This is a genomic window from Lentzea sp. NPDC005914, from assembly GCF_040629405.1.
Taxonomy (GTDB): Bacteria; Actinomycetota; Actinomycetes; order Mycobacteriales; family Pseudonocardiaceae; genus Lentzea.
In genome coordinates this window covers 39,283-65,509 of the sequence record NZ_JBEXVQ010000024.1, presented here as the reverse complement: position 1 = coordinate 65,509, position 26,227 = coordinate 39,283, and the positions used below count along the sequence as shown (strand labels likewise).

The 26,227-nt window shown below is 69.1% G+C and carries 26 protein-coding genes; 6 read left to right on the top strand and 20 right to left on the bottom strand.

All coding sequences use genetic code 11. The features are described 5' to 3' along the window. The first annotated feature begins 28 nt into the window (after window positions 1-28). The 3 genes from kduI to ABZ345_RS29960 are packed head-to-tail and all read left to right on the top strand — an operon-like array spanning window position 29 to window position 2,312. Window positions 29-856: a 5-dehydro-4-deoxy-D-glucuronate isomerase gene (gene kduI, locus ABZ345_RS29970; protein ID WP_359855840.1), complete on the top strand. Its 828-nt coding sequence runs from the start codon at window positions 29-31 to the stop codon at window positions 854-856. Next, window positions 853-1,578 carry an SDR family oxidoreductase gene (locus ABZ345_RS29965; RefSeq protein ID WP_359855837.1) on the top strand — a complete coding sequence of 242 codons (726 nt, stop codon included), beginning with the start codon at window positions 853-855 and terminating at the stop codon, window positions 1,576-1,578. Before kduI ends, ABZ345_RS29965 begins: the two co-directional genes overlap by 4 nt. Beyond that, window positions 1,575-2,312: an IclR family transcriptional regulator gene (locus tag ABZ345_RS29960; RefSeq protein WP_359855834.1), complete on the top strand. Its 738-nt coding sequence runs from the start codon at window positions 1,575-1,577 to the stop codon at window positions 2,310-2,312. The genes ABZ345_RS29965 and ABZ345_RS29960 overlap by 4 nt, the downstream gene beginning before the upstream one ends. A 159-nt stretch (window positions 2,313-2,471) precedes the next feature. On the opposite strand, the gene ABZ345_RS29955 is transcribed toward ABZ345_RS29960, so the two are convergent. From ABZ345_RS29955 to ABZ345_RS29910, 10 genes are all read right to left on the bottom strand, one after another. Further along, complete coding sequence (locus tag ABZ345_RS29955; RefSeq protein WP_359855831.1) at window positions 2,472-3,668, bottom strand: DNA polymerase III subunit delta'; 1,197 nt, start codon at window positions 3,666-3,668, stop codon at window positions 2,472-2,474. Between the two features lie 24 nt (window positions 3,669-3,692). Then, entirely contained in the window at window positions 3,693-5,711 is a 2,019-nt protein-coding gene (locus tag ABZ345_RS29950; protein WP_359855829.1) for an MFS transporter, read from the bottom strand. Between the two features lie 87 nt (window positions 5,712-5,798). Next, window positions 5,799-6,227 (bottom strand): hypothetical protein, encoded by a 429-nt coding sequence (locus ABZ345_RS29945; RefSeq protein WP_359855826.1) that lies wholly within the window; start codon window positions 6,225-6,227, stop codon window positions 5,799-5,801. Window positions 6,228-6,244: 17 nt separating this feature from the next. Beyond that, on the bottom strand, window positions 6,245-9,013 hold the full coding sequence (gene topA, locus ABZ345_RS29940) for a type I DNA topoisomerase (RefSeq protein ID WP_359855824.1): 2,769 nt from the start codon (window positions 9,011-9,013) through the stop codon (window positions 6,245-6,247). A 129-nt stretch (window positions 9,014-9,142) separates the two neighbouring features. Beyond that, window positions 9,143-9,727 (bottom strand): hypothetical protein, encoded by a 585-nt coding sequence (locus tag ABZ345_RS29935; RefSeq protein WP_359855821.1) that lies wholly within the window; start codon window positions 9,725-9,727, stop codon window positions 9,143-9,145. Window positions 9,728-9,775: 48 nt separating this feature from the next. Further along, window positions 9,776-10,315, bottom strand: a complete 540-nt coding sequence (locus ABZ345_RS29930) for a hypothetical protein (RefSeq protein WP_359855818.1) — start codon at window positions 10,313-10,315, stop codon at window positions 9,776-9,778. A 4-nt stretch (window positions 10,316-10,319) separates the two neighbouring features. Continuing rightward, a complete protein-coding gene (locus ABZ345_RS29925; RefSeq protein ID WP_359855815.1) occupies window positions 10,320-10,913 on the bottom strand; it encodes a hypothetical protein in 594 nt (197 codons plus the stop codon). 81 nt (window positions 10,914-10,994) lie between these two features. After that, window positions 10,995-11,582 (bottom strand): hypothetical protein, encoded by a 588-nt coding sequence (locus ABZ345_RS29920; protein ID WP_359855812.1) that lies wholly within the window; start codon window positions 11,580-11,582, stop codon window positions 10,995-10,997. A 29-nt stretch (window positions 11,583-11,611) separates the two neighbouring features. Next, window positions 11,612-12,184, bottom strand: a complete 573-nt coding sequence (locus tag ABZ345_RS29915; RefSeq protein ID WP_359855809.1) for a hypothetical protein — start codon at window positions 12,182-12,184, stop codon at window positions 11,612-11,614. A gap of 64 nt (window positions 12,185-12,248) precedes the next feature. Then, complete coding sequence (locus ABZ345_RS29910; RefSeq protein WP_359855806.1) at window positions 12,249-14,561, bottom strand: sodium-translocating pyrophosphatase; 2,313 nt, start codon at window positions 14,559-14,561, stop codon at window positions 12,249-12,251. Window positions 14,562-14,758: 197 nt separating this feature from the next. On the opposite strand from ABZ345_RS29910, the gene ABZ345_RS29905 reads away from it, so the two are divergent. Both ABZ345_RS29905 and ABZ345_RS29900 read left to right on the top strand, forming a co-directional pair. Beyond that, a complete protein-coding gene (locus tag ABZ345_RS29905) occupies window positions 14,759-17,074 on the top strand; it encodes a DEAD/DEAH box helicase (protein ID WP_359855803.1) in 2,316 nt (771 codons plus the stop codon). A gap of 148 nt (window positions 17,075-17,222) precedes the next feature. Then, on the top strand, window positions 17,223-17,987 hold the full coding sequence (locus ABZ345_RS29900; RefSeq protein WP_359855800.1) for an aminoglycoside adenylyltransferase domain-containing protein: 765 nt from the start codon (window positions 17,223-17,225) through the stop codon (window positions 17,985-17,987). Between the two features lie 449 nt (window positions 17,988-18,436). Here ABZ345_RS29900 and ABZ345_RS29895 read toward each other — a convergent pair whose 3' ends face one another. From ABZ345_RS29895 to ssd, 10 genes are all read right to left on the bottom strand, one after another. Next, complete coding sequence (locus ABZ345_RS29895) at window positions 18,437-19,057, bottom strand: bifunctional DNA primase/polymerase (RefSeq protein ID WP_359855798.1); 621 nt, start codon at window positions 19,055-19,057, stop codon at window positions 18,437-18,439. A 198-nt stretch (window positions 19,058-19,255) separates the two neighbouring features. Next, complete coding sequence (locus ABZ345_RS29890; protein WP_359855796.1) at window positions 19,256-19,681, bottom strand: Rv3654c family TadE-like protein; 426 nt, start codon at window positions 19,679-19,681, stop codon at window positions 19,256-19,258. Continuing rightward, window positions 19,678-19,977: a TadE family type IV pilus minor pilin gene (locus ABZ345_RS29885; RefSeq protein ID WP_359855793.1), complete on the bottom strand. Its 300-nt coding sequence runs from the start codon at window positions 19,975-19,977 to the stop codon at window positions 19,678-19,680. Before ABZ345_RS29885 ends, ABZ345_RS29890 begins: the two co-directional genes overlap by 4 nt. A 10-nt stretch (window positions 19,978-19,987) precedes the next feature. Beyond that, entirely contained in the window at window positions 19,988-20,164 is a 177-nt protein-coding gene (locus ABZ345_RS29880) for a DUF4244 domain-containing protein (protein WP_359855791.1), read from the bottom strand. 13 nt (window positions 20,165-20,177) lie between these two features. Continuing rightward, on the bottom strand, window positions 20,178-20,705 hold the full coding sequence (locus ABZ345_RS29875; RefSeq protein ID WP_359855788.1) for a type II secretion system F family protein: 528 nt from the start codon (window positions 20,703-20,705) through the stop codon (window positions 20,178-20,180). Further along, a complete protein-coding gene (locus ABZ345_RS29870) occupies window positions 20,702-21,472 on the bottom strand; it encodes a type II secretion system F family protein (RefSeq protein WP_359855786.1) in 771 nt (256 codons plus the stop codon). The genes ABZ345_RS29875 and ABZ345_RS29870 overlap by 4 nt, the downstream gene beginning before the upstream one ends. Continuing rightward, window positions 21,466-22,581, bottom strand: a complete 1,116-nt coding sequence (locus ABZ345_RS29865; RefSeq protein ID WP_359855783.1) for a TadA family conjugal transfer-associated ATPase — start codon at window positions 22,579-22,581, stop codon at window positions 21,466-21,468. Before ABZ345_RS29865 ends, ABZ345_RS29870 begins: the two co-directional genes overlap by 7 nt. Before the next feature lie 102 nt (window positions 22,582-22,683). Beyond that, on the bottom strand, window positions 22,684-22,836 hold the full coding sequence (locus ABZ345_RS29860; RefSeq protein ID WP_359855780.1) for a hypothetical protein: 153 nt from the start codon (window positions 22,834-22,836) through the stop codon (window positions 22,684-22,686). 23 nt (window positions 22,837-22,859) lie between these two features. Next, window positions 22,860-23,054: a hypothetical protein gene (locus tag ABZ345_RS29855; RefSeq protein ID WP_359855777.1), complete on the bottom strand. Its 195-nt coding sequence runs from the start codon at window positions 23,052-23,054 to the stop codon at window positions 22,860-22,862. A gap of 785 nt (window positions 23,055-23,839) precedes the next feature. Next, window positions 23,840-24,874, bottom strand: a complete 1,035-nt coding sequence (gene ssd / locus ABZ345_RS29850) for a septum site-determining protein Ssd (protein ID WP_359855774.1) — start codon at window positions 24,872-24,874, stop codon at window positions 23,840-23,842. 457 nt (window positions 24,875-25,331) lie between these two features. Between ssd and ABZ345_RS29845 the strand changes: the two genes are divergently transcribed. Then, the gene (locus ABZ345_RS29845) at window positions 25,332-26,126 is read left to right on the top strand and encodes an HAD-IB family hydrolase (protein WP_359855771.1); all 795 of its coding nucleotides are present in this window, start codon (window positions 25,332-25,334) and stop codon (window positions 26,124-26,126) included. The last annotated feature ends 101 nt before the right edge of the window (window positions 26,127-26,227 follow it).

The following is a 26,227-nucleotide window of genomic DNA, read 5'->3' as shown; positions in this document are numbered from 1 at the left end:
CGCCGCCCCGATCGGAAGGCATCCTCAGATGCAAATCAGGCACTCGACCCATCCGGCGCAGTTGCCGGGCTTCGACACGGACGGGCTGCGGCGGCACTACCTGGTGGACGACCTCTTCGTACCGGGCGAGATCCGGACCGTCTACACGCACGAGGACCGCATCGTCCTCGGCGGCGCCACGCCGTCGGTCGGCACACCGCTGAAGCTTGAGAGCGCTCCCCCGCTCCGATCAGCGAACTTCCTCGAACGCCGCGAGCTCGCCGTCCTCGCGATCCGCGGTTCCGGAACGGTGACCGTGGACGGAACCGAGCACGAACTCGGTACGCGCGACTGCCTCTACATCGGCCAGGGCGCCGTGGACGTCGAGTTCCACGCCTCCGACGACGACACCCGCTTCTACCTCTTCTCCACCCCGTCGCATGCCTCGTTCCCCACCGCCGTGGCCCGCTTCGACGAGGTCGACGTCCTCTCCCTGGGCTCGCAGGAGACCGCGAACGTCCGCGAGATCCGCAAGTTCGTGCACGCCGACGGCATCCGCTCGTCGCAACTGGTCCTGGGCGTGACCTCGCTGGCCCCCGGCAGCGTCTGGAACACCATGCCGCCCCACACCCACGACCGCCGCACCGAGTGCTACCTGTACTTCGACCTCCCCGAGGACCACCGCGTGATCCACCTGTGCGGCGAGCCCCAGAACACCCGCAACATCGTGGTGCGCAACGAGGAGGCCGTGATCTCCCCGTCCTGGTCCGTCCACAGTGGAGCGGGAACGCACTCGTACACCTTCGTCTGGGCCATGGGCGGCGAAAACCAGGCCTACGACGACATGGACCCGGTCGCCGTCACGGAGCTCCGGTGAGCTTTTCTCTCGAAGGCAAAACCGCTCTGGTGACCGGCGCCCGCACGGGCATCGGCCGAGCCATCGCCCGCGGTCTGCACGAGGCGGGCGCGTCGTTGATCCTCGTGGGCCGCGGCGACCTGTCCGACGTGGCCCCGGCCGTGGCCACCGTCTCTGTCGACCTCGCCGACCCCGCCTCCGTCGAACCGGCCCTGGCCCCGGTGCTGGCAGAACACGGCGTCGACATCCTGGTCAACAACGCCGGAACCATCCACCGCGGCGCCGCGGTGGACGTCTCGCTCTCCGACTGGCAGCGCGTCATGGCCGTGAACCTCGACTCGGCGTTCGAGATCTCGAAGCTCTGCGGCCGTCAGATGGTGTCCAGGGGCAGCGGCAAGGTCGTGAACATCGCCTCGCTGCTGTCCTTTCAGGGCGGAATTCTCGTCTCGGCGTACACCGCCTCGAAGCACGCCCTCGTCGGCATGACCAAACTGCTCGCCAACGAGTGGGCGGCCTCGAACGTGCAGGTCAACGCCATCGCCCCGGGCTACATCGAAACCAACAACACGGCCCCGCTCCGCGCAGATCCGGACCGCGAGCCGGCGATCCGAGGCCGAATCCCGGCCGGCCGCTGGGGCACCCCGGAAGATCTGGTCGGCCCAACAGTGTTCCTTTCGTCCGCCGCGTCCGATTATGTGACCGGACACGTACTGGTGGTCGACGGAGGCTGGCTGGCGAGATGACCGATACCGCCGTCGAAAAGACGCTCGCCGTGCTGGAGGCCCTGGCCGACCACACGCGCATCACCGACATAGCGCGGGTCACCGGCCTGCCGAAGTCCACCGTCCACCGCCTGCTCCAGGCCATGGTGGACCGCGGCTTCGCGACCCTGGGCTCGGACGGCTACCTGACCGGCCCCCGAGTCCTGGCTCTGGCAGGCAAGGTCCTCCGCCCCCTCGACACGGTGGAGCGAGCACGGCCGTTCCTGCGCGCCCTGCAGGAATCCACGGGGTGCACGGTGCACCTGGCCGTTCTCTTCGGCGACGAGCTGGTCTACGTGGACAAGATCGAGGCCAACAAGCCCTACCGCATGGCGTCCCGGCTGGGCATGTCCCTGCCGGCCCACGGGACCGCCATCGGCAAGGCCGTCCTGGCCTCGCAGTCCGCCTCCGAACTGGACGCCTACATCGCCCGCGTGGGCCTACCGGGCCGCACCCCGAAGACGATCACCTCGTCCTCGCGGTTGAAGTCGCAGCTGTCACGGGTGCGGCGGTCGCGGTTCGCTCTGGACGACGAGGAGAACGAGCTCGGTGTCCGGTGCGTGGGAGCCGCGATCAGGGACCACGCCGGCGTGGTGATCGGCGGGCTGTCGGCGTCGTCCCTGGCGATGGAGCACTCGGTGCAGGAGCTGATCGCGCTCGGGCCGCGGGTGGTGCAGGCGGCGGAGGAGGTGTCGGCGGCGCTCGGCTGGGTCTAGTGGCGCGGCCCGGAACGTTGCCGGGGGAATTCGCGGTCAGACGGGTGCATCGTGGTGCCGCCCGCGCGCCCTCATACTGGATGTATGGGGGCGCGGGGGCGGTGCCGCGAGGCGCCCTGCTGAGCGTGAATTACCTCGCCAACGGGCCGGGCCGCGCCACTAGCCCCGGTGGAGCGTCGTCACCATCGCTTCGACGGCGATCCGGGGCTTCACGTTGACCTCAATGGCCTCCCGGCACTCCAGCACCGCCTCCAACCGCCGCAAAATCGACTCGGACGACCACTGGGCAGCGGCAGTCCGGGAATCCGCGGCCCGATCCGGATGCATCAACGCGGCCTCGGACCCGGTCTTGCTCACCAGGGCATCCCGGTAGAACCCGGCCAGATCCACCAACGCCATGTCCAGCGAGTCGCGCTGCGTCCGAGTGGCCCGGGACTTCTGCCGCTTCTCCAGGTCCTTCAACGCACCCTTGGCCCCACGGGTGGCGGCAGCGGTCCCCTTACCTGTTCCCCCGGCCCCCATGGCGGTCTCGAGCGCCTCACGCTCGGACTCGTTACGAGACTCGTTGGCCGTGGAGGCATCCTCTTCGGCAGCCTTGATCAGCTCATCAGCGCAGGTGAACACGTCCGCGGGCTTGCGCAACCCCAGCGGGATCCGCAGCACGGCCTCTCGCCGGGCCCGCGCCTCCGCGTCGACGGCCAACCGCCGCGCCCGGCCGACGTGCCCGCCGCACACGGACGCCGCCCACGAAGCCATCTCGGCGGGAACACCGTCCACAGCCTCCAAAGCCTCGGCGATGGCCGCGGGCCGGGGCGATCCCAGCGACACCAGCCGGCACCGCGACCGAATGGTCACCGACACGTCGTCGGGGTGGTCGGACGGAGCGCACAGCAGGAACACCGTCCGCTCCGGCGGCTCCTCCACGGCCTTGAGCAGAGCGTTGGCCGCGCCCTCGGTCAACCGGTCGGCGTCCTCGATGATCACCACCTGCCACCGCCCCGAGGTGGGCCGGCGAGCGGAGATCTGAACGAGAGCACGCATCTCGGCCACCGAGATCGAGAGTCCCTCGGGAGCAACGACCCGCACGTCGGCATGCGTTCCGTGCAACGTGGTCCGGCACCCGGAGCACACGCCGCAGCCAGGTCGGTCGTCCGTCACCACGCACTGCAGGGCCGCGGCGAAGGAGCGGGCGGTGGAAGAACGTCCGGACCCTGGCGGGCCGGTGAAGAGCCAGGCGTGCGTCATCACGCCCGGCGCCGGAGTGCCGCCCGCGACGATCGTGGCAGCGGCCTCGGCAGACGCAGACAGGGTCGCCACCGCGTCCGGCTGGCCGACCACCTCGTCCCACACGCTCATGGACTGCAGTCTTCCAGCGGCCGATCAGACCGCGGCTTCGGGGACCGCGCGCTTGCGGGTCGCGAGCAACGGCACCACGGCGGAGCGGACTCGGTCGGCCACGGCGTCCACGTCGCCGTCGGCTTCCACCACGACGTAGCGGTCCGGGTCGGCGGCGGCCATCTCGCTCAGCAGGCGCTGCACCCGCCAGTGGTGCTCCAGCGCGATCGACTTGCCGTCGGTCACGGGGCGATCCAGCAGGATCGTCAGATCAGGCCGCAGTCGCCCGGTGGCCCAGTCGACCAGACCTTCGAGTTCCTGGTGCTCCAGCGTCGAAGTCGCGCTGAAGTGCGCCAGCGGAGAGTCGACGTAGCGCTCCATCACCACGACGGAACCCTCGTCCAGAGCAGGCCGCACCTGCCGTTCGACGACATCGGCACGAACGGCAGCAGCCACGAGGGCCTGCGCGCGCACGCCGGCGAGCTCGGCGGAGGACAACATGGTCCGCAGACGGCGTTCGTCGTGCTCGGGATCGGCGGCCAGCAGCACGTCGAGCCCCTCGGCGCGCAACGCCGCGGCCAGGCGCCGGGCCTGCACCGAGGTGTCCTCGCGGGTGTCGCCCTCGACCGCGATCAGCATGCCCTTGGTCTGCCGGCGGCCGCGGATGGCCGCGAACAGCGACGTCAGGACCGGCTCCTCGCGGCGGTCGTCCATCTGCCGGTACGCGACGAGGCCCAGCACGATGGCGATCACCGCGCCGCCGAGCATCACCGGGCGGGTCGCGTCGACCTCCATCGGGTGACCGAAGACGCTGACCTGGCGCTTCTGCAGCAGGGCGACGACCAGCGGAGCACCGGCGGAGGCGCCGAAGAGCACGATCTTGAGCAACGACTGGATCAGCGCGACCGTGCGGCCGCGCATCTCGTCCTCGACCTGCGAACCCACGATCGTGAGGCCGGTCAGGAACGCCACGCCCGCGCACGCGCCGACCAGCGCCACCATCAGCAGCGCGATCCACAGGTGCGGGGCCAGGGCGACCAGGACGAGAGTGACGCCCGCGCCCACGATCGTCACGCCGAAGAGGCGGTTGTAGGTGAGGCGGCGGGCCAGGCGGGGTGCGGTGGCCATGCCCAGCGCGAGGCCGACGAACACGGCCACGAAGAGCAGGCCGAACGTCGAGGCGCCGCCGAGCAGCGACTCCGCGTAGAGCTTGGCCGTCGCGATCACGACACCGGCCGCGGCGAACGCGCCGATCATGCCGATCACCAGGCCGCGGACCAGCGGCGTCGCGGCGGCGAACCGGATGCCGTCGCGGAACATCGCGGCGAAGCCCGGCTTGTCGGCCTCGACCTCCTTCTTCCTGGTCGAGGCGCGGCCGGAGAGCTCGGGCAGGCGGGTCGCGATCAGGATCGCGGAGGTGAAGTACAGCAGGCCGTTGATGATCACGGCGATGGTCGCGATGCGGAACTCGAGGTTCCCGCCCTGCAGGTTCAGGTACCCGGGGATGCCCGCGATCAGCGAGTACAGGCCGAAACCGCTGATCGTCGAGATGCCGTAGGTCATCACGAGGCCGAGCTGGTTCGCCGACTCCACCTGGTCGGGGCGGCGCAGCAGGTTCGGGACCGCCGACTCCTTGGCCGGGATCCACAGCATCGCGCAGCAGCCGACCAGGAAGTTCGCGACGAAGAGCCAGATCGGAGAGCCGATCAGCGCGATCGAGATGAACAGCGAGCCGCGCAGGACGTCGCAGACCACCATCACCTTGCGGCGGTCGAACTTGTCCGCGAGCACGCCGCCGATGGGCGCGAAGAGGATGCCGGGCAGCAGCTGGGTGAGCACGACCAGCGACAACGCGAACGACTGCCACTGGTAGCTGTGCATCATCTCGGAGACCAGACCGGTCAGCGCGAGCAGCGACAGCCAGTCACCGACGCTGCACAGGTAGGTGACGAGCCACAACCTCCGGAACGGCCTGATCGCCAGCACCGAGCGCAGCCGGTGGACCGTGGACACGCTGGACTGGGCCTGCCCTGCCTGGCCTGCCTCGGTCACTCCTGTGTCCACGTCCTGAATCTCAGTCACCCCTAATCGGCCCAACCCGTCGGACCAGGGTAACCGGAGCGCGCAGTGGCCAGCGCCCGACTCTCAGCGTCAGCCGCTGAAGATCGCCCCAAGAATGTTGACGACCACCAGCACGAAGAAGCCGATCACGATCAGGCAGCCGATGAACGCGGCCACCCCGTTCGACTGCTTGGCGGGCTGTTGTTGTTGCGCCCCAGACATTTGCTGCGTCGGAGCGAACGCCTGCAGCCCCTGCTGCGGTGGCATGTTCCTGGGCGCCTGCGGACGACGACCGCGCGGCCGGCGCTGCTCGTGCTGCATCGCGGCCCAGATGGCCTGCCGCATCTCCTCGGTCGGCGTCGGCGGTGTAGGCACCGACACACGTGACGCGGTGTACTCGGAGGTCCACTGAGGAGCGAGCCACCTGTCGGCCGTCACCAGCCCGGCCAGCGGATCGGGGAAAAGCCGGGGAGGCGGCGGGGCCTGAGTCCCGTCCGGACCGAACTCGTTGATCGGCACCGCCACCTCCACCCGAACTAGCTCTTGGACTTCGCCGGAGCCTTCTTGGCCGCCGGTTTCTTCGCGGCCGCGGGCTTCTTCGCAGGCGCCTTCTTCTTGACCGGCCCCTTGGCGCGCTTCTCGGCCAGCAGTTCCGCCGCGCGCTCGTCGGTGATCGACTCGACGCTGTCCGTCTTGCGCAGCGACGCGTTCGCCTCACCGTCGGTGACGTACGGGCCGAAGCGGCCCTCCTTGATCACCATCGGCTTGCCGGACACCGGGTCGTTGCCCATCTCGCGCAACGGCGGTGCGGCGGCGGCACGACCGCGCTTCTTCGGCTCCGCGTAGATCTTCAGAGCCTCTTCCATCGTGACCGTGAAGATCTGGGCCTCGTCGACCAGCGACCGCGAGTCCGTGCCCTTCTTCAGGTACGGGCCGTAGCGGCCGTTCTGCGCGGTGATCTCGGCACCCGTCTCCGGGTCCTTGCCCACCACGCGAGGCAGCGAGAGCAGCTTCAACGCGTCGTCCAGCGTCACCGTGTCCAGCGACATCGACTTGAACAACGAGCCGGTGCGCGGCTTCGGCGCCTTCGCCTTCGACGTCGTGCCGTTCTCGGACGGCTCGGGCAGCACCTCGGTCACGTACGGACCGAAGCGGCCCTCCTTGGCCACGATCTCGTTGCCCGAGACCGGATCGGTGCCGAGCGATCGGCCCTCCTGCGGCGTCGAGAACAGCTTCTCGGCGATCTCCGCGGTCAGCTCGTCGGGCGCCAGGTCGTCCTGCAGGTTCGCCCGCTGGGCGGCACCGTCGACCTCGCGCTCCAGATACGGGCCGAACCGGCCGACGCGCACGACGACCGTGCGGCCCTCGGAGTCGCTGAACAGCGGGATCGAGTTGACCTCGCGCGGGTCGATGTCCTCGACACCCGTGCCGACCAGCTTCTTCAGGCCACCGGAGCGGCCGATCGAGCCGTCGGGACCGATGCTGCCGCCGAAGTAGAAGCCCGACAGCCACGTGGTGCGCTGCTGGCGACCAGCGGCGATGCCGTCGAGCTCGTCCTCGAGCGCGGCGGTGAAGTCGTAGTCGACGAGCCGGCCGAAGTGGCCTTCGAGCAGACCGACCACCGCGAACGCCACCCACGACGGGACCAGCGCGGCGCCCTTCTTCCACACGTAGCCGCGGTCCTGGATGGTGCTGATGATCGACGAGTAGGTGGAGGGACGGCCGATGCCGAGCTCCTCCATCGTCTTGATCAGCGACGGCTCGGTGAAGCGCGAGGGCGGCGAGGTGGAGTGACCGTCCGCGGACAGCTCCGCGATCGTCAGGTCCTGGTCCTTGACCAGCTGCGGCAGGCGCGACTCCGCGTCGTCCGACTCGCCACCGGCCTCGGCGTCGACGGTCTCGACGTAGGCCTTGAGGAAGCCGGCGAACGTGATCGTGCGGCCGGACGCGGCGAACGTGACCTCCTGGCCCGTCGCGGCACGGCCCTGGATGCGGACGCTGGTCGTGTTGCCCCGCGCGTCGGCCATCTGGGAGGCGATCGTGCGCTGCCAGACCATCTCGTAGAGCTTGAACTCGTCCGCGTCCAGCTCGGCGGCCACCTGGCCGGGCGTGCGGAAGACCTCTCCCGCCGGCCTGATCGCCTCGTGGGCCTCCTGCGCGTTCTTGACCTTGCGCGTGTACTGGCGCGGCTCCTTGGCGACGTACTGCGCGCCGTAGAGGTCCGTTGCCTGCGTGCGGGCCGCGTTGATCGCGGTCTCCGACAGCGTCGTGCTGTCGGTGCGCATGTAGGTGATGTAGCCGTTCTCGTACAGCTTCTGCGCCGTGCGCATCGTGCGGTCGGCGGAGAACCGCAGCTTGCGGCCCGCCTCCTGCTGCAGCGTCGAGGTCATGAACGGCGCGTACGGCTTGCGCGTGTACGGCTTCTCCTCGACGGACGCGACCTTGACCGGCACGTTCTGCAGACCGTTCGCGATGGCGCGGGCCTGCTGCTCGTCCAGCACGACCACGTCGGCCTTGCCGGTGAGCTTGCCGTCGGAACCGAAGTCGCGGCCCGTGGCGAGACGGGTGCCGTCGACGGCCACGAGACGCGCGCCGAACTGACGCGGCGTGGCGCTCTCACCGGCGTCCATCTGCGCGGAGATGTCCCAGTAGCTCGCTGAGACGAACTTCATCCGCTCGCGTTCGCGCTCCACGACCAGACGCGTCGCCACGGACTGCACGCGGCCCGCCGAAAGCTTCGGCATGACCTTCTTCCACAGCACCGGGCTGACCTCGTAGCCGTAGAGGCGGTCGAGGATGCGGCGGGTCTCCTGCGCGTCGACCAGGTCCTGGTCGAGGTCACGCGGGTTGGCTGCGGCGGCCTGGATCGCGGACTCGGTGATCTCGTGGAACACCATCCGGCGAACCGGGACCTTCGGCTTGAGGGTCTCCAGCAGGTGCCACGCGATGGCCTCGCCCTCGCGGTCACCGTCTGTCGCGAGGTAGAGCTCGTCGACGTCCTTCAACGCTTCCCGCAGCTCCGTGACCAGCGACTTCTTGTCCGCGGAGACCACGTAGAGGGGCTCGAAGTCGTGGTCGACGTCCACGCCGAGCCTCGCCCACGCCTGCCCCTTGAACTTCACGGGGACGTCGGCGGCACCGCGCGGCAGGTCCCGGATGTGTCCCCTGGAGGACTCCACGACGAAGTTGCTGCCGAGGTAGGACGCGATCTTCCGCGCCTTCGTGGGCGACTCGACGATCACAAGCCGTCGAATGTTGCCGCCTTCTCCTCCGCTGCTCTTTCTCGTCCGTGTCGATCCAGCCACTCGCCGTCCCGCTCTCTTCCAAACCCGGTTCCCAGGCCCGCCAGTGTTGCCCAGCGTCGGCCGAAAAGCACACCATCCGCGACGCCTGTACGACGAGACAGAGTGACACAACCTTGCCCGACCGCCCGCTCAGGCCGCCGGCCAGGTGCTGCACGCCACCCCGTGCGGAGGGCTTCCGACCAGCTCAGCGAGCCGCGCAAGCCTTCGCCGGCCGGTTACCCGCAACGCTGGAGCCCCTACCAGGGTGCACGGAAGTCCGGCTGCGAGCAGGGCATTTTGCAACGGCAGGTGTGTCTGCGGTGCGTTGGGGTCCAAACCGAGCACGTACGCGGACTCCATCCAGCTGCCCGCGGCCAGCGCCCAGACCCGCAGCACTGCTCCGTTCAGCTCGAAGTCCGGCGGCACCTTCTTGACAGATCCGTTCACAGATACGTCCAGCCAGCGGGCGGCCAGAGGGGTGAGATCGGTGCGGAACGGCGTGCGGACGAAGTGCGTGCCCTCCTCGTTGACGCACAGCTCCGTCGTCACACCGCGCTCGGTGCAGGCCTGCTTGAGGGGTCGCAAACGCCACTCGTCGCGCAGCTCGACGTACACGCGGGCCGCCGTGCCGCGCGCGAAGCTGACGGCCTGACCCGGCCCGCAGAGGAACCCGGCGAGGTCCGCCTTGGCCGGCGTGCGCGCCTCGGCCGAGAAGAAGGACAACTGCCCAACCACGGCCCACAGAGTAGAACAGGCGTTCGACTGTGGCCAGTGGGACAGGTGTTACTGGCCCGCTGCTTTCAGTTCGGAACACGGCGCGGACTTGCCTACGGCATCCGCGTACTTCGGCGACTTCTCCAGCGCGTCGAACGTCGCCCGCAGCTGCTCGGGGCTCTTCACCTGCGACGTGTCCGCCAGCACCTTCTCCGCGCTGTCCCAGAACTGCGCGTCCGGCTGCAGCGCCGTGACGGGTGCCTGTGCCGCGAGGTACGACCTCGCTGACTCGCCGAGGTAGTCGACCGAGCGTTCGTGCACGTCCTTCAGCTCGTCCGACGGCGGTCCCAGCTCCTTCAGCTTCTTCTCGGCGCCGGCGAGCGCCGTGGCGTTGGCCGTGACGAGCTTGAGGTAGGCCGCCTTCACCGCGGCCGGGTCGGCGGGGTCCTGCGCCCGCAACTCCGCGCCTGCCTTCACGCCGGGCAGCAGGCCGCCGCAGAAGGTGTCGACCCAGCCCTGCGCGTCGGTGAGCGGCTTGTCGCCGCCGGAACCGCAGGCGCTGGTCAGGACCGCGGTGGCCAGCACAGCAGCAAGCAGACGCGTCCTCATGCGGCTATTTTCCCCGCGCCAGTCCCTGCCAGTCCGCGCACACCTTGTTCGCGCGGAACACGCCGTTGTACTTCGGGATCGCCACGATCTGCTTGAACATCGCCTGCACGTCCTCGTCGGCGCCGCTGGTCGCCATGACCTGCTGGTACCGCTCGGGGAACTTGTCATCGGCCGCCAGCGCCCGCAGCCGCGTGGACGCCTCGTCGAAGCGTTTGGTCTCCCGGCGCAGCGCCTTGATCAGTCGTTCGTGCGGATTGCTCACGTCGGAGTTCATCGGGCCGAGCTTCTCCAGATCATCGGCCATCTTGCGGTCCGACGCGGCAGCCGTCGACGCCCAGCTCACCACGGCCGCCTTCACCGCCTCGCCACCCTCAGCGGCCTTGCCCTGGATCTCATGCCGCGCGACCTCGGTGACGCCCATGGGACCGCAGTAGGCCTCGAACCACGCCACCGGGTCGGAGCCGGGCACCTCGGACGTGGTCGTGGTCGTCGGCGGGCTGAGCGGGGTTGCCTGCTGATCCACGACAGGGTTCCCGGCACAGGCGGTCGTGATGACGACTCCAGCGCAGACAGCGACGATCGACAAACGTGCGTTCACGGCATGTCCCCCCAGAAACACCGAACCAGACCGCCGAACGGTACACGTTCGGGCGACCTGGTCCGGTGGGGTTTCCGGCCGTCAGGAAGTCGGCGCGGACGAAGCCGAGATGTTCAGCTCCTTGCAGTTCGCGGCCTTGTTGGCGGCCGTGCCGAGACCCGTCTCGTCGAACTTCTTCTGCACGTCGGCACCCGTCTTCTCGAGTGTCGCCGCCTTGCCGATCATCTCGGTGAACGCGGCGACGACCTGCGTGGCGTCGGTGGAGGAGTCCAGCTTCGACTTGGTGTCGGCGAGCAGGGTCTTGATCTGGCCCATGCCCTCCTCGGTGGACGTGACCAGCTCTTTCGACTTCGGGTGCGGACCGTTCTCCAGCCCTTCGAGGTCCGCGATCGACTTGTCGACCGCAGCGATCTTGGTGGCGAGCCAGTCCGAGAGACCCGTCTTGAGCTTCGACGGGTCGCTCATGTCGATGTTCGGCTCGTCCGACATGGCCTTGACGGTGCCGCCGACGGCGCCGCAGACCTTGTCCATCCACGCCACGACGTCGGCCTCGTTCGAGGCGGCCGTCGCCGAGGAGGTGAACGAGGACGTGGACGTGGACGTGCCTCCGCTGCTGCACGCGGTGAGCGCGAGCAGGCTCGTCAGGAGCGCGATGACTGTGTGGCGCATGGGGCGGAAGTTACTCCGAACGGCCTCACTCAGCTCGTTGGCGTGATGTTGAGGCGCTGCATGTCCTGGCACTTCTGCGCGCTCTGCGTGGCCTTCTGCAGCTCGGGAACGCCCTTGAGGTCCCGCAGCGGGTCGGCGAGCTCCGAGAGCTTGGCGATGGCCTCTCCGGCGGCCTGGAGGCCTCCGGTGGCGTCGTTCGCGTCGGCCTGCTCGACCTTGGCCTTGGCGTCGGCGAAGACCGTGCCCAGGGAGGTGAACGTCTCGGCCATCTTGTTGACGGCCTCCTCACCACCCGCGACGGGTGACGGGCCGACGTTCTTGAGGCCTTCCGCGGACTTGGTGAAGGCGTCGGCGAGCTGACCCATGTACGCGGCCATCTCGGCCTTGAGCTTGGCGGGGTCGCCCGCGTCGAGCTTGGGGGCCGTCTTGTCGATCTTGGCGAACTCGGAAGCGGCGCCGCACACCTTGTCCATGTAGGCGACGGCCTGGGGGCTGGCCGCGCCGCTGGAAGGTGTGGTTGAAGTGCCGGTGCCGCCGCCACTGGTGCACCCGGCCAGCGCACAGGCGGCGACAGCGGCAGCGGCGACGAGGCGGAGCCTCATGTCGTAACTCCTCGGTCGGGGTATGTCGGGGGAAGACCCGAACGTACCCCGACCGGGTGTGGAACTACGCGGCGCCGTTGCTCACGGTCTCCGCGGGAGCGTCCGCGATCGCGGTACCGCGACGCTTCGACACGACCACCGCACCGACGATGATCAGTGCCGCGACCACGGCGATCGTGATGCGGATCGCGTCGGACGCGCTGTCACCGATGGAGAAGGTGACGATGGCCGGAGCGATCAGCACCGAGACCAGGTTCATGACCTTGATCAGCGGGTTGATGGCCGGACCGGCGGTGTCCTTGAACGGGTCGCCGACCGTGTCGCCGATGACCGTCGCGGCGTGGGCGTCGGAGCCCTTGCCGCCGTGGTTGCCGTCCTCGACCAGCTTCTTGGCGTTGTCCCAGGCACCACCGGAGTTGGCCAGGAAGACCGCCATGAGCGTGCCGGTCGCGATCGCACCGGCGAGGTAACCCGCCAGCGGGCCGACGCCGAGGCCGAAGCCGACGGCGATCGGGGCGAGCACGGCCATCAGACCCGGAGTCGCGAGCTCGCGCAGCGAGTCCTTGGTGCAGATGTCGACGACCTTGCCGTACTCCGGCTTCACCGAGTAGTCCATGATGCCGGGGTTCTCGCGGAACTGACGGCGCACCTCGAACACGATGGCACCGGCGGCACGCGTCACGGCGTTGACCGCGAGGCCCGAGAACATGAACACGACGGCCGCACCGATGGTGATGCCGACGAGGATGTTCGGGCTGAACACCAGGTTGGTGAACGACACGGGCAGGTCGCCCGCGACGTTGCCGACCTTGACGATGGCCTGCTCGATCGCGTCGCGGTAGGAGCCGAACAGCGCCGTTGCGGCGAGCACGGCGGTCGCGATCGCGATGCCCTTGGTGATGGCCTTGGTGGTGTTGCCCACCGCGTCGAGCTCGGTGAGGATCTGCGCGCCCTCGCCGTGCACGTCACCGGACATCTCCGCGATGCCCTGCGCGTTGTCCGAGACCGGGCCGAAGGTGTCCATCGCGACGATGACGCCGACAGTCGTGAGCAGACCACAACCGGCCAGCGCGATCGCGAACAGCGCGACGACGACCGAACCGGAGAGCAGGAACGCGCCGTACACGGCGGCACCGATGACGAGCGCGGTGTACACGGCCGACTCGAAACCGACCGAGATACCGGACAGGATCACCGTGGCGGCACCGGTCAGCGAGGTCTGGCCGACCTCCTTGACCGGCTTGTGGTCGGTGCCGGTGTAGTAGCCGGTCAGCCAGAGGATGACGCCGGCCAGCACGATGCCGATGATCACCGCGACGGACGCGATCAGCGCCGGGTTGCCGCTCGTGGCCTTGACCGCGTCGCTGATGCCGTTGAGGTCCGCGAAGGAGCTCGGCAGGAACACGAACGCCGCGATCGTGCACAGGACGGCGGAGATGACCGCGGAGATGTAGAAGGAGCGGTTGATGGCCGTGAGGCCGCTCTCGCCCGTCTTCGCACTCGTCGTGTACACACCGATGACCGCCGTGAGCACGCCGATCGCCGGGACGATCAGCGGGAACAGCAGGCCCTGCGCACCGAACGCGGCGGTGCCGAGGATCAGCGACGCGACCAGCGTGACGGCGTAGGACTCGAAGAGGTCCGCGGCCATGCCGGCGCAGTCACCGACGTTGTCACCCACGTTGTCCGCGATGGTGGCGGCGTTGCGGGGGTCGTCCTCCGGGATGCCCTGCTCGACCTTGCCGACCAGGTCGGCACCGACGTCGGCGGCCTTGGTGAAGATGCCGCCACCGACACGCATGAACATCGCGAGCAGCGCGGCACCGAAACCGAAGCCCTCCAGGACCTTCGGGGCCTGACCTGCGTACACGAGCACGACCAGCGCCGCGCCGAAGAGGCCGAGGCCGACCGTGGTCATACCGACCACGCCACCGGTGCGGAAGGCGATGCGCATCGCCTTCTCGCGACCGCCTTCACCTTCGTTCGCGGCGGCGGCGACACGCACGTTGGCGCGCGTGGACAACCACATGCCCAGGTAGCCGATGGTCGCCGAGAACGCGGCACCGACGATGAAGAACAACGACCTGCCGATTCGTTCGGCCAGATCATCCGCCGGTAGCGCGAACAGCAGTACGAACACGATCACGACAAAAATGCCGAGCGTGCGGAACTGCCGGTTGAGGTAGGCCGCTGCGCCCTCCTGAACCGCCTTGGCGATGTCCTGCATCTTCACGGTGCCCTGGCCGGCGGCCAGAACTTCCCTGAGCAGTACGTACCCGACGGCGAGAGCAGCCAGGGCGACCACGGCGACCACGGCTACGACGCCGCGATCACCTCCGGAGAGCTCGAGGCTCTCCGCGAGGAATTGCCGGGACATCCGTCCTCCTGGTGAGTTGCCATGTGCAGCGCCAAGGCAGTCCAGCCGCCCAGCGCGACGTGACGCATCCCTCATTGGATGCGATGAGCGGGGAGTCTAGGGGTTGCTTGCAACGAGGCAACGAAGTGTCCCGATCCGTGCACACACCGTTATCCGCGCAGGAAGTCGACCGCGGCCCAGCCGGAAGTGTCGGTGCCATGTGCGAAGCTCGCTTCGTGGTGGATCAGGGACGGCGGTTGCTGGACCGCGTGCTGGCGGGGGTGCCCGCCGGCGAGTCGCCTCTAACGCACGCACGCGATCTGCCGTTGCGGCAGGCTGATCACGTCGAATGGCCCTCGTGGGCCGCCGCGCCGGTGGTCGAGGCCTTCACCGAGATCGGCGTGCGGGAGCCGTGGCGCCACCAGGTCGAAGCGGCATCCCTTGCGTGGTGCGGATCACATGTCGTGCTCGCGACGGGCACGGCGTCGGGCAAGTCACTCGCTTACCAACTGCCCGTGCTTTCCACTCTTTTGGCGGACACGAAAGCCACCGCTCTGTACCTGTCACCGACCAAAGCCCTTGGGGCGGACCAGCTCCGGTCGCTCGACGAGCTCGGCATCAAGGGAGTGCGCGCGGCGGCGTACGACGGTGACACCCCGATGGCCGAACGCGACTGGGTCAAGGCGCACGCGAACTGGGTGTTCACCAACCCGGACATGCTGCACCGCGGAATCCTGCCGCAGCACCCGAAATGGCTGCGGTTCTTCCGCCGACTGAAGTACGTCGTGATCGACGAGTGCCATTCCTACCGCGGCGTTTTCGGGTCGCACGTGGCGTTGTTGATGCGAAGACTGCGGCGGGTCGCGCGGAAATACGGTGCGGATCCGATCTTCGTTCTGGCATCGGCCACTGTGGCTGATCCGGCTTCGTCGGCGGAAAGACTGCTCGGCGTACCTGTTTCCGCTGTCGTGGACGACTTCTCGCCGCGTGCCTCGCGCACGGTCGCACTGTGGGAGCCGCCGCTGACCTCTCTGGAGGGTGAGAACGGTGCTCCGATCCGGCGGTCGGCCGGCGCGGAGACGTCGCGGATCCTGGCCGATCTCGTCGTCGAGGGCGCACGATCGCTCGCCTTCGTGCGGTCACGGCGCGGCGCCGAGCTGACGGCTCTCGGCACCCAGCGCATTCTGTCCGAAGTGGACAGTGAGCTGCCTCCGCGGGTGGCCGCCTACCGGGGCGGGTTCCTGCCGGAGGAGCGGCGGGCGCTGGAGAAGTCGCTGTCCACGGGCGATCTGCTGGGCGTGGCCACGACGAACGCGCTGGAGCTGGGCGTCGACATCGCCGGGCTGGACGCCGTGGTGGTGGCCGGTTTCCCGGGAACGCTGGCGTCGTTCTGGCAGCAGGCGGGCCGCGCCGGCCGATCCGGTGACAGTGCTCTCGTGGTGTTCGTGGCGCGCGACGACCCGTTGGACACGTACCTGGTGCACAACCCGGCCGCGGTGCTGGACCGGCCGGTCGAGGCGACCGTGCTGGATCCGCTGAACCCCTACGTGCTGGGGCCGCAGCTGGCGTGCGCCGCGTCCGAGATGCCGTTGACGCACGCCTGTCTGGACGACTTCGGCGGGCCGCTGGCCGAGGCCGTGCTGGCCGATCTGGTGGCGGAGAAGCTGCTGCGTCGCAGGCCGGCGGGCTGGTACTGGGCCTCGCACGACAGGCCACACGCCGGGGTGGACATCCGCGGCTCCGGCGGCGACCAGGTGGCGGTCGTGGAGTCGGACTCGGGCCGGATGCTCGGCACGGTCGACCCCGGATCGGCCTGCTGGCAGGTGCATCCCGGTGCCGTCTACCTGCATCAGGGGCGGTCGTACGTGGTCGACGAGCTCGACCTGGAGAGCGGTCTCGCGATGGTGCACCGCGAGGACCCGGAGTGGACGACTCAGCCGCGCGACTGCGTGGACATCACGGTGGTGCGCGAGGTCGAACACACCGAATTCGGTGGCGTGTCGGTGTGTCTGGGCGAGGTGGAGGTGACGACGCAGGTCGTCGGCTACCTGCGCCGGCTGCCGTCCGGCGTGGTGCTCGACCAGATCCCGTTGGACCTGCCCGAGCAGACCTTGCAGACCCGTGCCGTCTGGTACACCGTCGACGAGTCGCTGCTGGTCGCCGCCGGTGTCGAGGGCAAGCGGATCCCCGGCGCGCTGCACGCGGCCGAGCACGCGGCGATCGGTCTGCTGCCGTTGTTCGCGACGTGCGACCGGTGGGACATCGGCGGCGTGTCGACGGCCGCGCACCCGGACACGGGGATGCCGACGGTGTTCGTGCACGACGGCCACCCCGGCGGCGCGGGCTTCGCGGACAGGGGCTTCGAGGCGCTGCGGCCGTGGCTCTCGGCAACGCGGTCGGCGATCAGCTCGTGCTCGTGCCCGATGGGGTGCCCGTCGTGCGTGCAGTCGCCCAAGTGCGGCAACGGCAACGAGCCGCTGGACAAGGCCGGTGCCGTGCTCGTGCTGGACGTCGTGCTGGGCAAAATCGCCTGACTCGTCCGGCTTCGCCCGGCTACGGTGGCTGCGTGACCGCATGCAGCTGCAACGCAACTGACCGGACCCGTCGCGCCTAGGCGCGGCTGAGTCCGACGCTCCGCCGCGCCCGTTTCCCTTCTTGGCCACGGGTTCATCGGAGACTGCCTTGTTCACACCTTTTGCTGATCTGAACGCACTGCTCGCCGACCTCGTCTCATCGGTCCGCGAGATCCTCGGCCCCACCTATGTGGGCACGTACGTCCAGGGCTCGTTCGCCCTCGGCGCCGGTGACATCCACAGCGACTGCGACTTCATCGTCGCCTGCACCGAACTGCCGTCCGGCTCTGTCGAGGCCGGGCTTCGGGCGTTGCACGACGAGATTCCCTTGCGGCCGGGCCACTGGTCGACCGAGATCGAAGGCTCTTATGCCGACATCGAGTCGTTGCGCTCGGTGGCAGGTCTTGGGGTTCCGTGGCTGTTCAACGACCACGGCCACCGCACGTTGATCTGGGACACCCACTGCAACTCGCCGCACGCTCGCTGGATCCTGCGCAACCACGGCATCGTGCTGGACGGTCCGCCGATCACCTCGCTGGTCGACGAGGTGCCGCCATCTGTTCTGCGCTCAACGATGCGAGCGGACTTGCCAATCCTTTGGGAGGGCATCAAGTCGTGGGCACCGATGGATGTCGCGTGGACTCAGCGCTACATAGTCGCGCAGTACTGCCGGACGCTCTACACGCTGCACACCGCTGAGGTGACTTCCAAGCGCGGAGCTCTGGAGTGGGGGTTGAAAATGCTCGATCAGCGGTGGCACCCGCTGATCGAGCAGGTCATCGGGGACCGGGACCTCGGCTGGGACGCCGCTCCCCCGCGTCCGGGAAGCATGGAGCAGACCAGGGCTTTCGCGGCCTACTGCGAGCTTCTTTAGTTTTCGTGGGGGCGCGCCGCAGGCTCACGGGTACCTGCGGCGCGCCCTCTCCACGTGCCGAACACTGTTTTCCCGCCTGCTACCGCTTCGCGACCGGATCCCTTGGAACATCGGTGGAATCTGGTTGTTCGTCTCGACAGGACACGCGGGAGGCGACGGTGTCGACTGTCTTGGGACGAACTCCGGGGAGGAGCCGGCTTCACCGACCGCGGCAGAGCGGGGTGCCCTGCCACTAACGTTCCTCGGTCCGGTCACTAGTGCGGGAGGCTGTCCTTCGGGGTGCGTGTTCGGCTTTTCGCCCGTTCTTCCGTGGTCCCCCAAGTGCGGGGTAGGGAGACCGATCGTCGGATCGGGCTGGGGTGGAACGGCCGTGCAGGGCATCGCCTTCGGGGTTGTCGGGGAGAGTCCACGACGACACCCAGCACGGCCGGGCTCTACTTTTAGTTGTGTCAGACGGTTTCGAGCTGGAAGCCGGCCGGGGCGTGCAGCGCCTCGACCAGTGCGTCCTGCACGACGTGCGCGTCCGGGAGGTTCCAGCCGCAGATGGACGGCTTGACCCTCCAGTGCACGACGCCGTGCGCCATCGGGGTGGGCGGCAGCGGGATGTACTCGCCCTTGCCGTAGAGGTGCACGTCCGCGTTGTTGCCCAGCTCGGTGTTGAGCTTCGAGCCGGACTTCACGAGGAACATCCACCGCCCGGACGGGGTCGCCGCGATCGGCACGGGAACGCCGATCGAGCGCAGTGCGACGGCCGCGCGACGGCCGAGGTCGGTGCCGACCTCGATCGCGTCCACCACGTGGCCGGTGGCGACGAGAAGGCTGTAGGAGCGACCGGTCCACCACGTGGCGACCTGGTCGGGCCGCGTACCGATGCGGTCCACCCAGTCGCGGTGCACGGGGATGGGGCCGTGGAGCTCGAGCCCGCTGCGGCCCGCCCACTGGGTCACGCCCTGCTCAGAACCGGCCGGGTAGGTGCCGGGCAGTACGGGCCAACCGCGGTACGCGAGGCTGACGGCCTCGGCACGCAGTTCAATGCGGAAGGCCCCGCGCCAGCTGTCCGACCAATCCATCTTCCGTCGCCTTCTTCCTAGGCTCTGACTCGACATCGAACGTGGTGTCGGTGTTCGTAGGACACCGCGTCGGTGCCGCTACTACAACTAACGACACCGGCCCTGGGCTTGGTAACCCCCGCCGCGACAACTGGTAGCTATGAGACGGCGAACGCCCCTTGCGAGAACGAGCCACTGAACTCCGCGCGTTTAGTTCGATCACCGTTCAGCATGTCCCGGCGCCGGTGTGAGTCCGCTCACCGCGGGCGAACGACCGCTCATCGCGCTCCAAACGCTTCGATCTTCGGCCGGACCTGCCCTCGAGCGTGCGTTCACCGGGCCGAACGGCGTAATCGCCGACGCCTCCACAACCACCTCCCAACCGCTCACCGAGCAGCTCTCGAGCCGCGCCCTGTTGCTCTCCACCACTCGTTTCGCCTGCTCACAAGCAGTTTCGTCGCCATCAGGCAGGCTCGTGGCACCGGCGAGCGCGGCCAGATCAGCCGCACCGGTCACCCGATGCCGCACGACGACGACCGCCCCGAACTGCGCGCCGACGACCATCACGATGATCAGCAGCAACATCGCCACCACGCCGCTCACCGCAGCCGACCCGCACTCATCACCAGCCGCTTCACCGTTCATCGCGGCTCCATGACGGCGAACGCCTCCGCGCTGAGCGGCACGCCGAGCGGTCCGCGTTTAGTGACCACGACTCTTATGGCGTCCCCTTCTGCCCGGAACGCGACATTCGCTCCGGGCGCGATCTGGTTGATCGCGTCCTCACCCCGCTGCCGCTCACCGCGCGCCGTGAGCCGAGCCGCCTCCCTCGCCGCGTCGGTGCACCGCATCTGTTCGACGAGCGCCGTCAGCCCGGCGGCGGCGAGGCCCATGACCACCAGCAGCGCGCACACCGCGATGGCCGCCTCCACGGTGACCATCCCCAGGTCATCAGACCGACGACAGCGCACGCTGTATCAGCCCTTGCAACATGTTCTCCATGAAGTCGCTGGTGAAGATCGCGTACAGCACCCCGGCGAGCGCGGCCACCGCCAGCGTCCCGATCGCGTACTCCACCGTGCTCATGCCGCTGTCGTCGTTCAGCAGTTCGTCGTTCAGCAGTTCCATCTCGTCGTCCTTCTCAGTTGAGGAATTGGCCGGCCATCCCCAGCACCACCGGCACGACGCCAAGGCACAGGAAGGCCGGTAGGAAACACAGCGCCAGCGGTGCCGCCACCGCCACTGCAGCTCGTTGCGCTTTCGCCTCGGCCTGGTCACCGGCCTCGGCCCTGGTCCGCTCGGCCAGCTCGGCGGCCTGCCTGGCGAGCGCCGCTCCTGATCGCGCGGTCCTTCTCGCCGCTCTGGCGAGCGCGGCGGTCGTGGGACTCGCGAGGGCGTTCGCCCACGCGGTGTCCGGGTCCGCACCGAGCGCGAGGAGCTCGGCGACCTGGCCCAGTTCTCCGATGCCCGCCGCCCGGATCGCGGTCGGCACCGGCAACCCGGCTTTGAGACAGGCGGCCATGAGATCGAGCTCCGCCGCGTGTTCGAACGGACCGTCCGGCTTGGCGTTGTCCCGCGGCGGGTCGTGCGTCTTCGGTCTCAGCCGGTCGATCGCTCTCATCGGTGCCGGCATGACGAGAATCGCCAGCGCTATCAGCAGAAAAGTCACGGATCCACCTCGGTGATCCGCTTCGTCCACCACAGGCCCGCGGCGAGGAACAACGCGCCCAGAACCAGCAAGAACTGTCCTGGGACGGTGCCGACGAGTGTGTGGAGCGGCCTGGCTCCGCTGAGTTCGCCGAGCAGCACTCCGAACACCGGCAGCCCCGCCAGCACTGCCGCGCTTGCCCTCGGACCTGCCATGCGGGCGTGCACCTGTCGTGCGAACGCGGCCCGCTGGTCCAGATCGCGTCTTGTCGCGTCCAGGACATCCGCCAGTGCCACGCCGTGTTCGGCCGACACGTGCCACGCCCTGGCCAACTGGTCCACGGCAGTCCTGAGGAGTGGCTGACGCAGATCGCGCAGCGTTCGCTCGACGTCGCCGCCCAGCCGCGCAGTGGCCGCGGCCGCCTTCAACACCTCGCAGGCCGGCGCCGGGGTGTCCTCGGCAGCGCCTTCGGCCGCCGCGGCGGGGTGGGCGCCCGCTCGCAGCTCGTCGACCACGCCGCCCAGGCCGTTGCTGAGCGCTTCGGTGGCGGCTCTCAGTGCGCGGTTTCGCTTGCCCTGCTTGATGATCCGGTAGGTCACCGCGGCGAGGGCCGCTCCTGCCACGAGTCCGCCGACGCCTGCCGCGAGGTAGGTGCCCGTGACTGCTCCTGCCAGCCACAGCCATTGCGGCACAACGATTTCCCGCTTGCCCTTCGGCCTGAGCCGACGAACCGGTTTGAGCTGGGGCCACACCAGCAGTGCCGCCGCCAGGAGCAGAAGGGTCAGCACAGCAGTTCCTTCTCGTGCCAGCCGCTCGCTTTTGTCCAGACTGGACGGACCACGAGCTCGCTTCCGGTGCGCGTGAACGCTCCGATCTCGTTGAGGTGTCTCGCGCCGTTGTCCGCACGGCGCATGTGCAGCACGAGTTGCACGGCCGCGGCGACCTGGCTGTGCAGCGCCTGCGGATCGAGCCCGCCCAGCGCACCGAGCGCTTCGAGCCTTGCCGGGACCTCGGCCGACGAGTTGGCGTGGAGCGTTCCGGCACCACCTTCGTGGCCGGTGTTGAGCGAGGTCAGCAGTTCACGAACCTCAGCACCCCGAACCTCGCCGACGACGATCCGATCAGGCCGCATGCGCAACGCCTCACGCACCAACGACCGCACGGTGATCTCGCCAGCGCCTTCGACGTTCGGCGGCCGCGCCACCAGCCTCACGAACTGCGGGTGGTTCGGGTGCAACTCGCCAGCGTCCTCCACGCACACGACGCGTTCGTTGGGCGGGACGCACCCGAGCAACGCTGACAACAGCGAGGTCTTGCCCGACCCGGTGCCGCCGATCACCAGGAACGCCTTGCGCTTCTGGACGATCGCGCGGAGAACGCCGGCGATCTCGGCGTCGAACGTGCCAAGCCGCTGAAGCGCTTCGAGATCGTGCGTCGCTGGGCGGAGCACGCGCAGCGACAGGCACGTTCGATCCGCGATGGGCGGCAGCACCGCGTGCAGCCGGACTCCGCTGCCCGGCAACCACCCGTCGACGCAGGGCGAGGCGTCGTCGAGGCGCCTCCCTGCCGCCACCGCCAGGCGCTGGGCGAGGCGGCGGACGGCCTCCTCGTCCGGGAACGAGATGTCGGTGCGGCGCAAGCCTGCCGTGCCGTCGACCCACACCTGGTCTGGCGCGGTGACCAGGACGTCGGTGGTTCCGGGGTCGGCTAGCAGCGGGTCCAGCGGGCCTGTGCCGCTGAACTCCTGGCGGAGGACTTGGAGGGCTTCCAAGACGTCCGAGTCGGCTAGCACGCCGCCTGCTTCGGAGCGGACGGCGTGGGCTACGACGGCCGCGGTCATCTCCATGTCCGCGCCGGCCAGGCGGTGGCGGACGCGGTCGATCAGGGCGGTGGTCATGTGGTGGGCTCCGGATGTCGGGTGGCTTCCTGTGCGGTGACGGGGGCGTCGGTGGGGCCCGGCGCGTCGGCGGGACCAGGCGCGTCGGCGGGACCGAGGACGTCAGCGGGGTTGGCGGGCGTCCGTGGCGCCGAGGGCGTCGGCGGTGCCGGGCGGGTCGACGGGGCAGGGCGCGTCCGTGGTGCCAGGGTTGGCGGGCGCTTCGAGCGGGCCCGTGCCGCCGAGCTTGTGGTGGATGTCTTGGAGGGCCGCCAAGACATCCGCGACGGCGGTGGCGGTCATGGGGCGGCCTCCGGATGTCGGGGGGCTTCCTGTGCGGTGATGAGGGCGTCGGTGGGGCCGGGCGCGTCGGTGGGGCCGAGGACGTCAGCGGGGTTGGCGGGCAGTTCGAGCGGGCCCGTGCCGCCGAGCTTGTGGCGGAGTGCTTGGAGGGCCTCCAAGGCGGCCACGGGTGCGACTGCGGTGGCAGTCATATCGCGGCCTCCGGGCGTTGAGTGGCTTCCTGTGCGGTGACGAGGGTGTGGGGGTTGGAGGGCAGCCGGTCGAGCGGGGACATGTCGCTGCGCTCGCGGCTGTTCTTGGAAGGCCTCCAAGACATCTGCGACGGCGGTGGCGGTCATGGCTCGGCCTCTGGGTGGTGGGCGGCTTCTTGTCCCGTCACGACGAACGCGGTCGTGCCGGGGTAGCGAGCAACAGGCGCGGAACGCCCTGTCGCAGAAGTTGTCGTGGAGCGCTTGGAGGGGCTCCAAGGCGGACGCGGGCGGGATGGCGGTGGGGGTCATGTGGCTGCCTCTGGGCGTTGGGCGTGGCGGCCGTAGGTGATCTCGCGGCCGGTCAGGCGTAGCCAGGTTTCGTGGCACCAGGCCAGGAAGCGGCTCATTTCGGCGGCTCCTCCTTGAACACGAAGGGAGGTGGGAAGGGGCGGCCGTAGACGAACAGATTGCGCGCCATCCGCAGCCAGATGCCGACACGGAGGCGGAGGCGGCTCATGGCTGCGGCTCCGTCCGCGCGTAGGGGATTTCGGGGTGGCGGCGCTCGCCACGGGTTAGCCGGACGATCTCTGGCGTGCTGGCGGCTGCGGGCGGCTGACTGCGGGCGGCTGGGTATGGCGGCGGGGTGACATCGGGCTGGCAGCGGCAACCGGGACCGGTGCGGACGACCGCGTCGGCTGCGGCTCGTTGCGTAAGCGTTGGGGGCTTGGTCTGGAGGCCTTTGAGCACACCGAGAATCGCCGTTCGACGCAGGCAGTCGAGACAGGTCATGGGCGCAGCTCCTTCAGCACCAGGCGGGCCGCTGCGGACAGCGGGCCCTTGGCGTTGCGCGGGAAGCGGCCGCGTTCCAGCGACTCGGCCAGGCCCGGCTCTGGGCGCATCTGGGTCAGCAGGGGGACGCCGATCACGTCGGCCATCTCGGTTGCTTGCAGGTTGCCGGGTGAGGGGCCGCGGACAACAAGGCGGATGTTGCGGGCCTGGGTGAGCAGGCGGGTGGCGACTCGGCTTGCGGCCGCGGTGGCTCGGACTTCGGCCGGCACCACCAGGATTGTCAGGTCTGTGCGGTCCAGGGCGGCTGAGGCTGCGGCGGTCGGGTGGCGTGGGAGGTCGCAGACGACGGTGCAGCCTGAGCGGCGGCCCGCTTCCAGGACTGCGGCCACGGCCGCGGGTTCGGGGTCCGGGCCCGAGCGGTCGCAGGCCAGGACGCTGAGGCTGCCTGAGACGGGCAGGGCTGCGCGGAGGGCCGACATCGGGACACGGCCGCCGCTGCAGTGCACACCCGGCCAGCGGGCGCCTTCGTCGGACTCGGTGCCCAGGGCCAGGTCTATGCCGCCGCCCAGCGGGTCGCAGTCGACGAGCATCGCCTCGCCGCCGACGGCTACCGCCTCGCGGCCGCAGGCGATGGCCAGGATCGAGGCGCCGGAACCGCCTCGGCCGCCCACGAACGACACCACTCGGCCTCGGTCAGACGGCGGGCCTTCGCCCACGTCGGTGAGAGCGCTCACCAGCGAGCGGCCGTCGACCGGCAGTTCCAGGACCTTGTCTGCGCCCAGGGCCACGGCCGGCGCCCAGGGCGGGTCGCCTCCGTGGACCACCAGGACTCCGGAGCGGCGCGGGAAGTTCGCGTCCAGACAGGCGGAAACCGCGGCCGGGTCGAGGAGGACCAGCGGTGCGCTGTGCCAGTGCGAGCGCAGGGAAGTCACGTCGGGAGCGCGGGAGAGTTCGCAGTCCGCGGCGGCGGCCATGCGGAGGACCTCGTCGAGGAGGTCGGGGTCCGTGAGCAGGGCGATGGGGTGGGTCATGGGGTCCACGCTGCTGGGTCGTGATGAACGACACAACGGGCGAAGATCGAGATGTGGACAAATCGCCGGGTGTGGACAAGTCGAGATCTTGAAGTGCCTCGGACACAAGAAGTGTCATAGGTGTGTGCGAGCCTGGAGGGTTGGGCGGCGAAACACCCGAACCGCGCGCAAAGGGCGGCAGAGGTCCAGTCACGACGACTTGGAAACGTGGCCTGGATATGGGACGACCCCCGCCAGGGGGGAGGGACGGGGGTCGTCAATGGTTCAGTCCCGGGGGGTCGGACTGAACCCGTCCGTCGAACCGGACTCTCCTACTGTATCCCCATGCGCCAGTGCTGCGCGCAACTTCGGCAACAGCTGCGTGCCAAGTTTCGGTAACCGTGTCGCACAACGGTTTCGTACACGAACGAAATGCCGCCCGAACGGCCTACTGACGAGTACACCTAAGCTGAGCTACATGAGTCGGATCGCCGCCTTCTTCGACCTCGACAAGACCGTGATCGCGAAGTCGAGCACGCTGGCGTTCAGCCGTCCCTTCTTCCAGGAGGGACTGATCAACCGCCGCGCTGTGCTGAAGAGCGCTTATGCGCAGTTCGTGTTCATGCTCGCCGGTGCGGACGCGGACCAGATGGACCGCATGCGCGCGCACATCACGGCGCTCGCCGCCGGCTGGGACGTCGAACAGATCCGCAGCATCGTCAGCGAGACGCTGCACGACATCGTCGATCCACTTGTCTACAAAGAAGCGACACAGTTGATCGCCGATCACAAGGCGGAGGGTCACGACGTCGTCATCGTGAGTGCGTCCGGGGAAGAACTGGTCGCCCCGATTGCCCAAATGATCGGTGCGGACTACAGCGTCGGAACCAAGATGGTGGTTCAGGACGGCCGCTACACCGGCGATGTCGACTTCTACTGCGCGGCCGACAACAAGGCCGTCGCCATCAAGCAGCTCGCCGCCGAGCACGGTTACGACCTCGCCCAGAGCTACGCCTACTCGGACTCGGTCACGGACCTGCCGATGCTCGAGGTCGTCGGCCACCCGACGGTCGTGAACCCGGACCGCGGCCTGCGCCGGACCGCCGCGCAGAAGAGCTGGCCGGTGCTGCAGTTCTCGGACCCGGTGAGCCTGCGCACCCGCATCCCCACCCCGTCGGGCAAGGCGGTCGCGGTCACGGCCATCAGCCTCGGCGCGGTCGCCGCCGCCGGAGCCGCTTGGTACGGGCTGCGGCGCAAGCGGAGCAAGGGCTGAAGTCAAGCCCGCGAACGACAGCAACACCGATAGAGATCGGTACCGGCGAGTAGCGGCAACGCCATGCACACGTGATGTCCGCGTGAGTGCACGTGCACGCC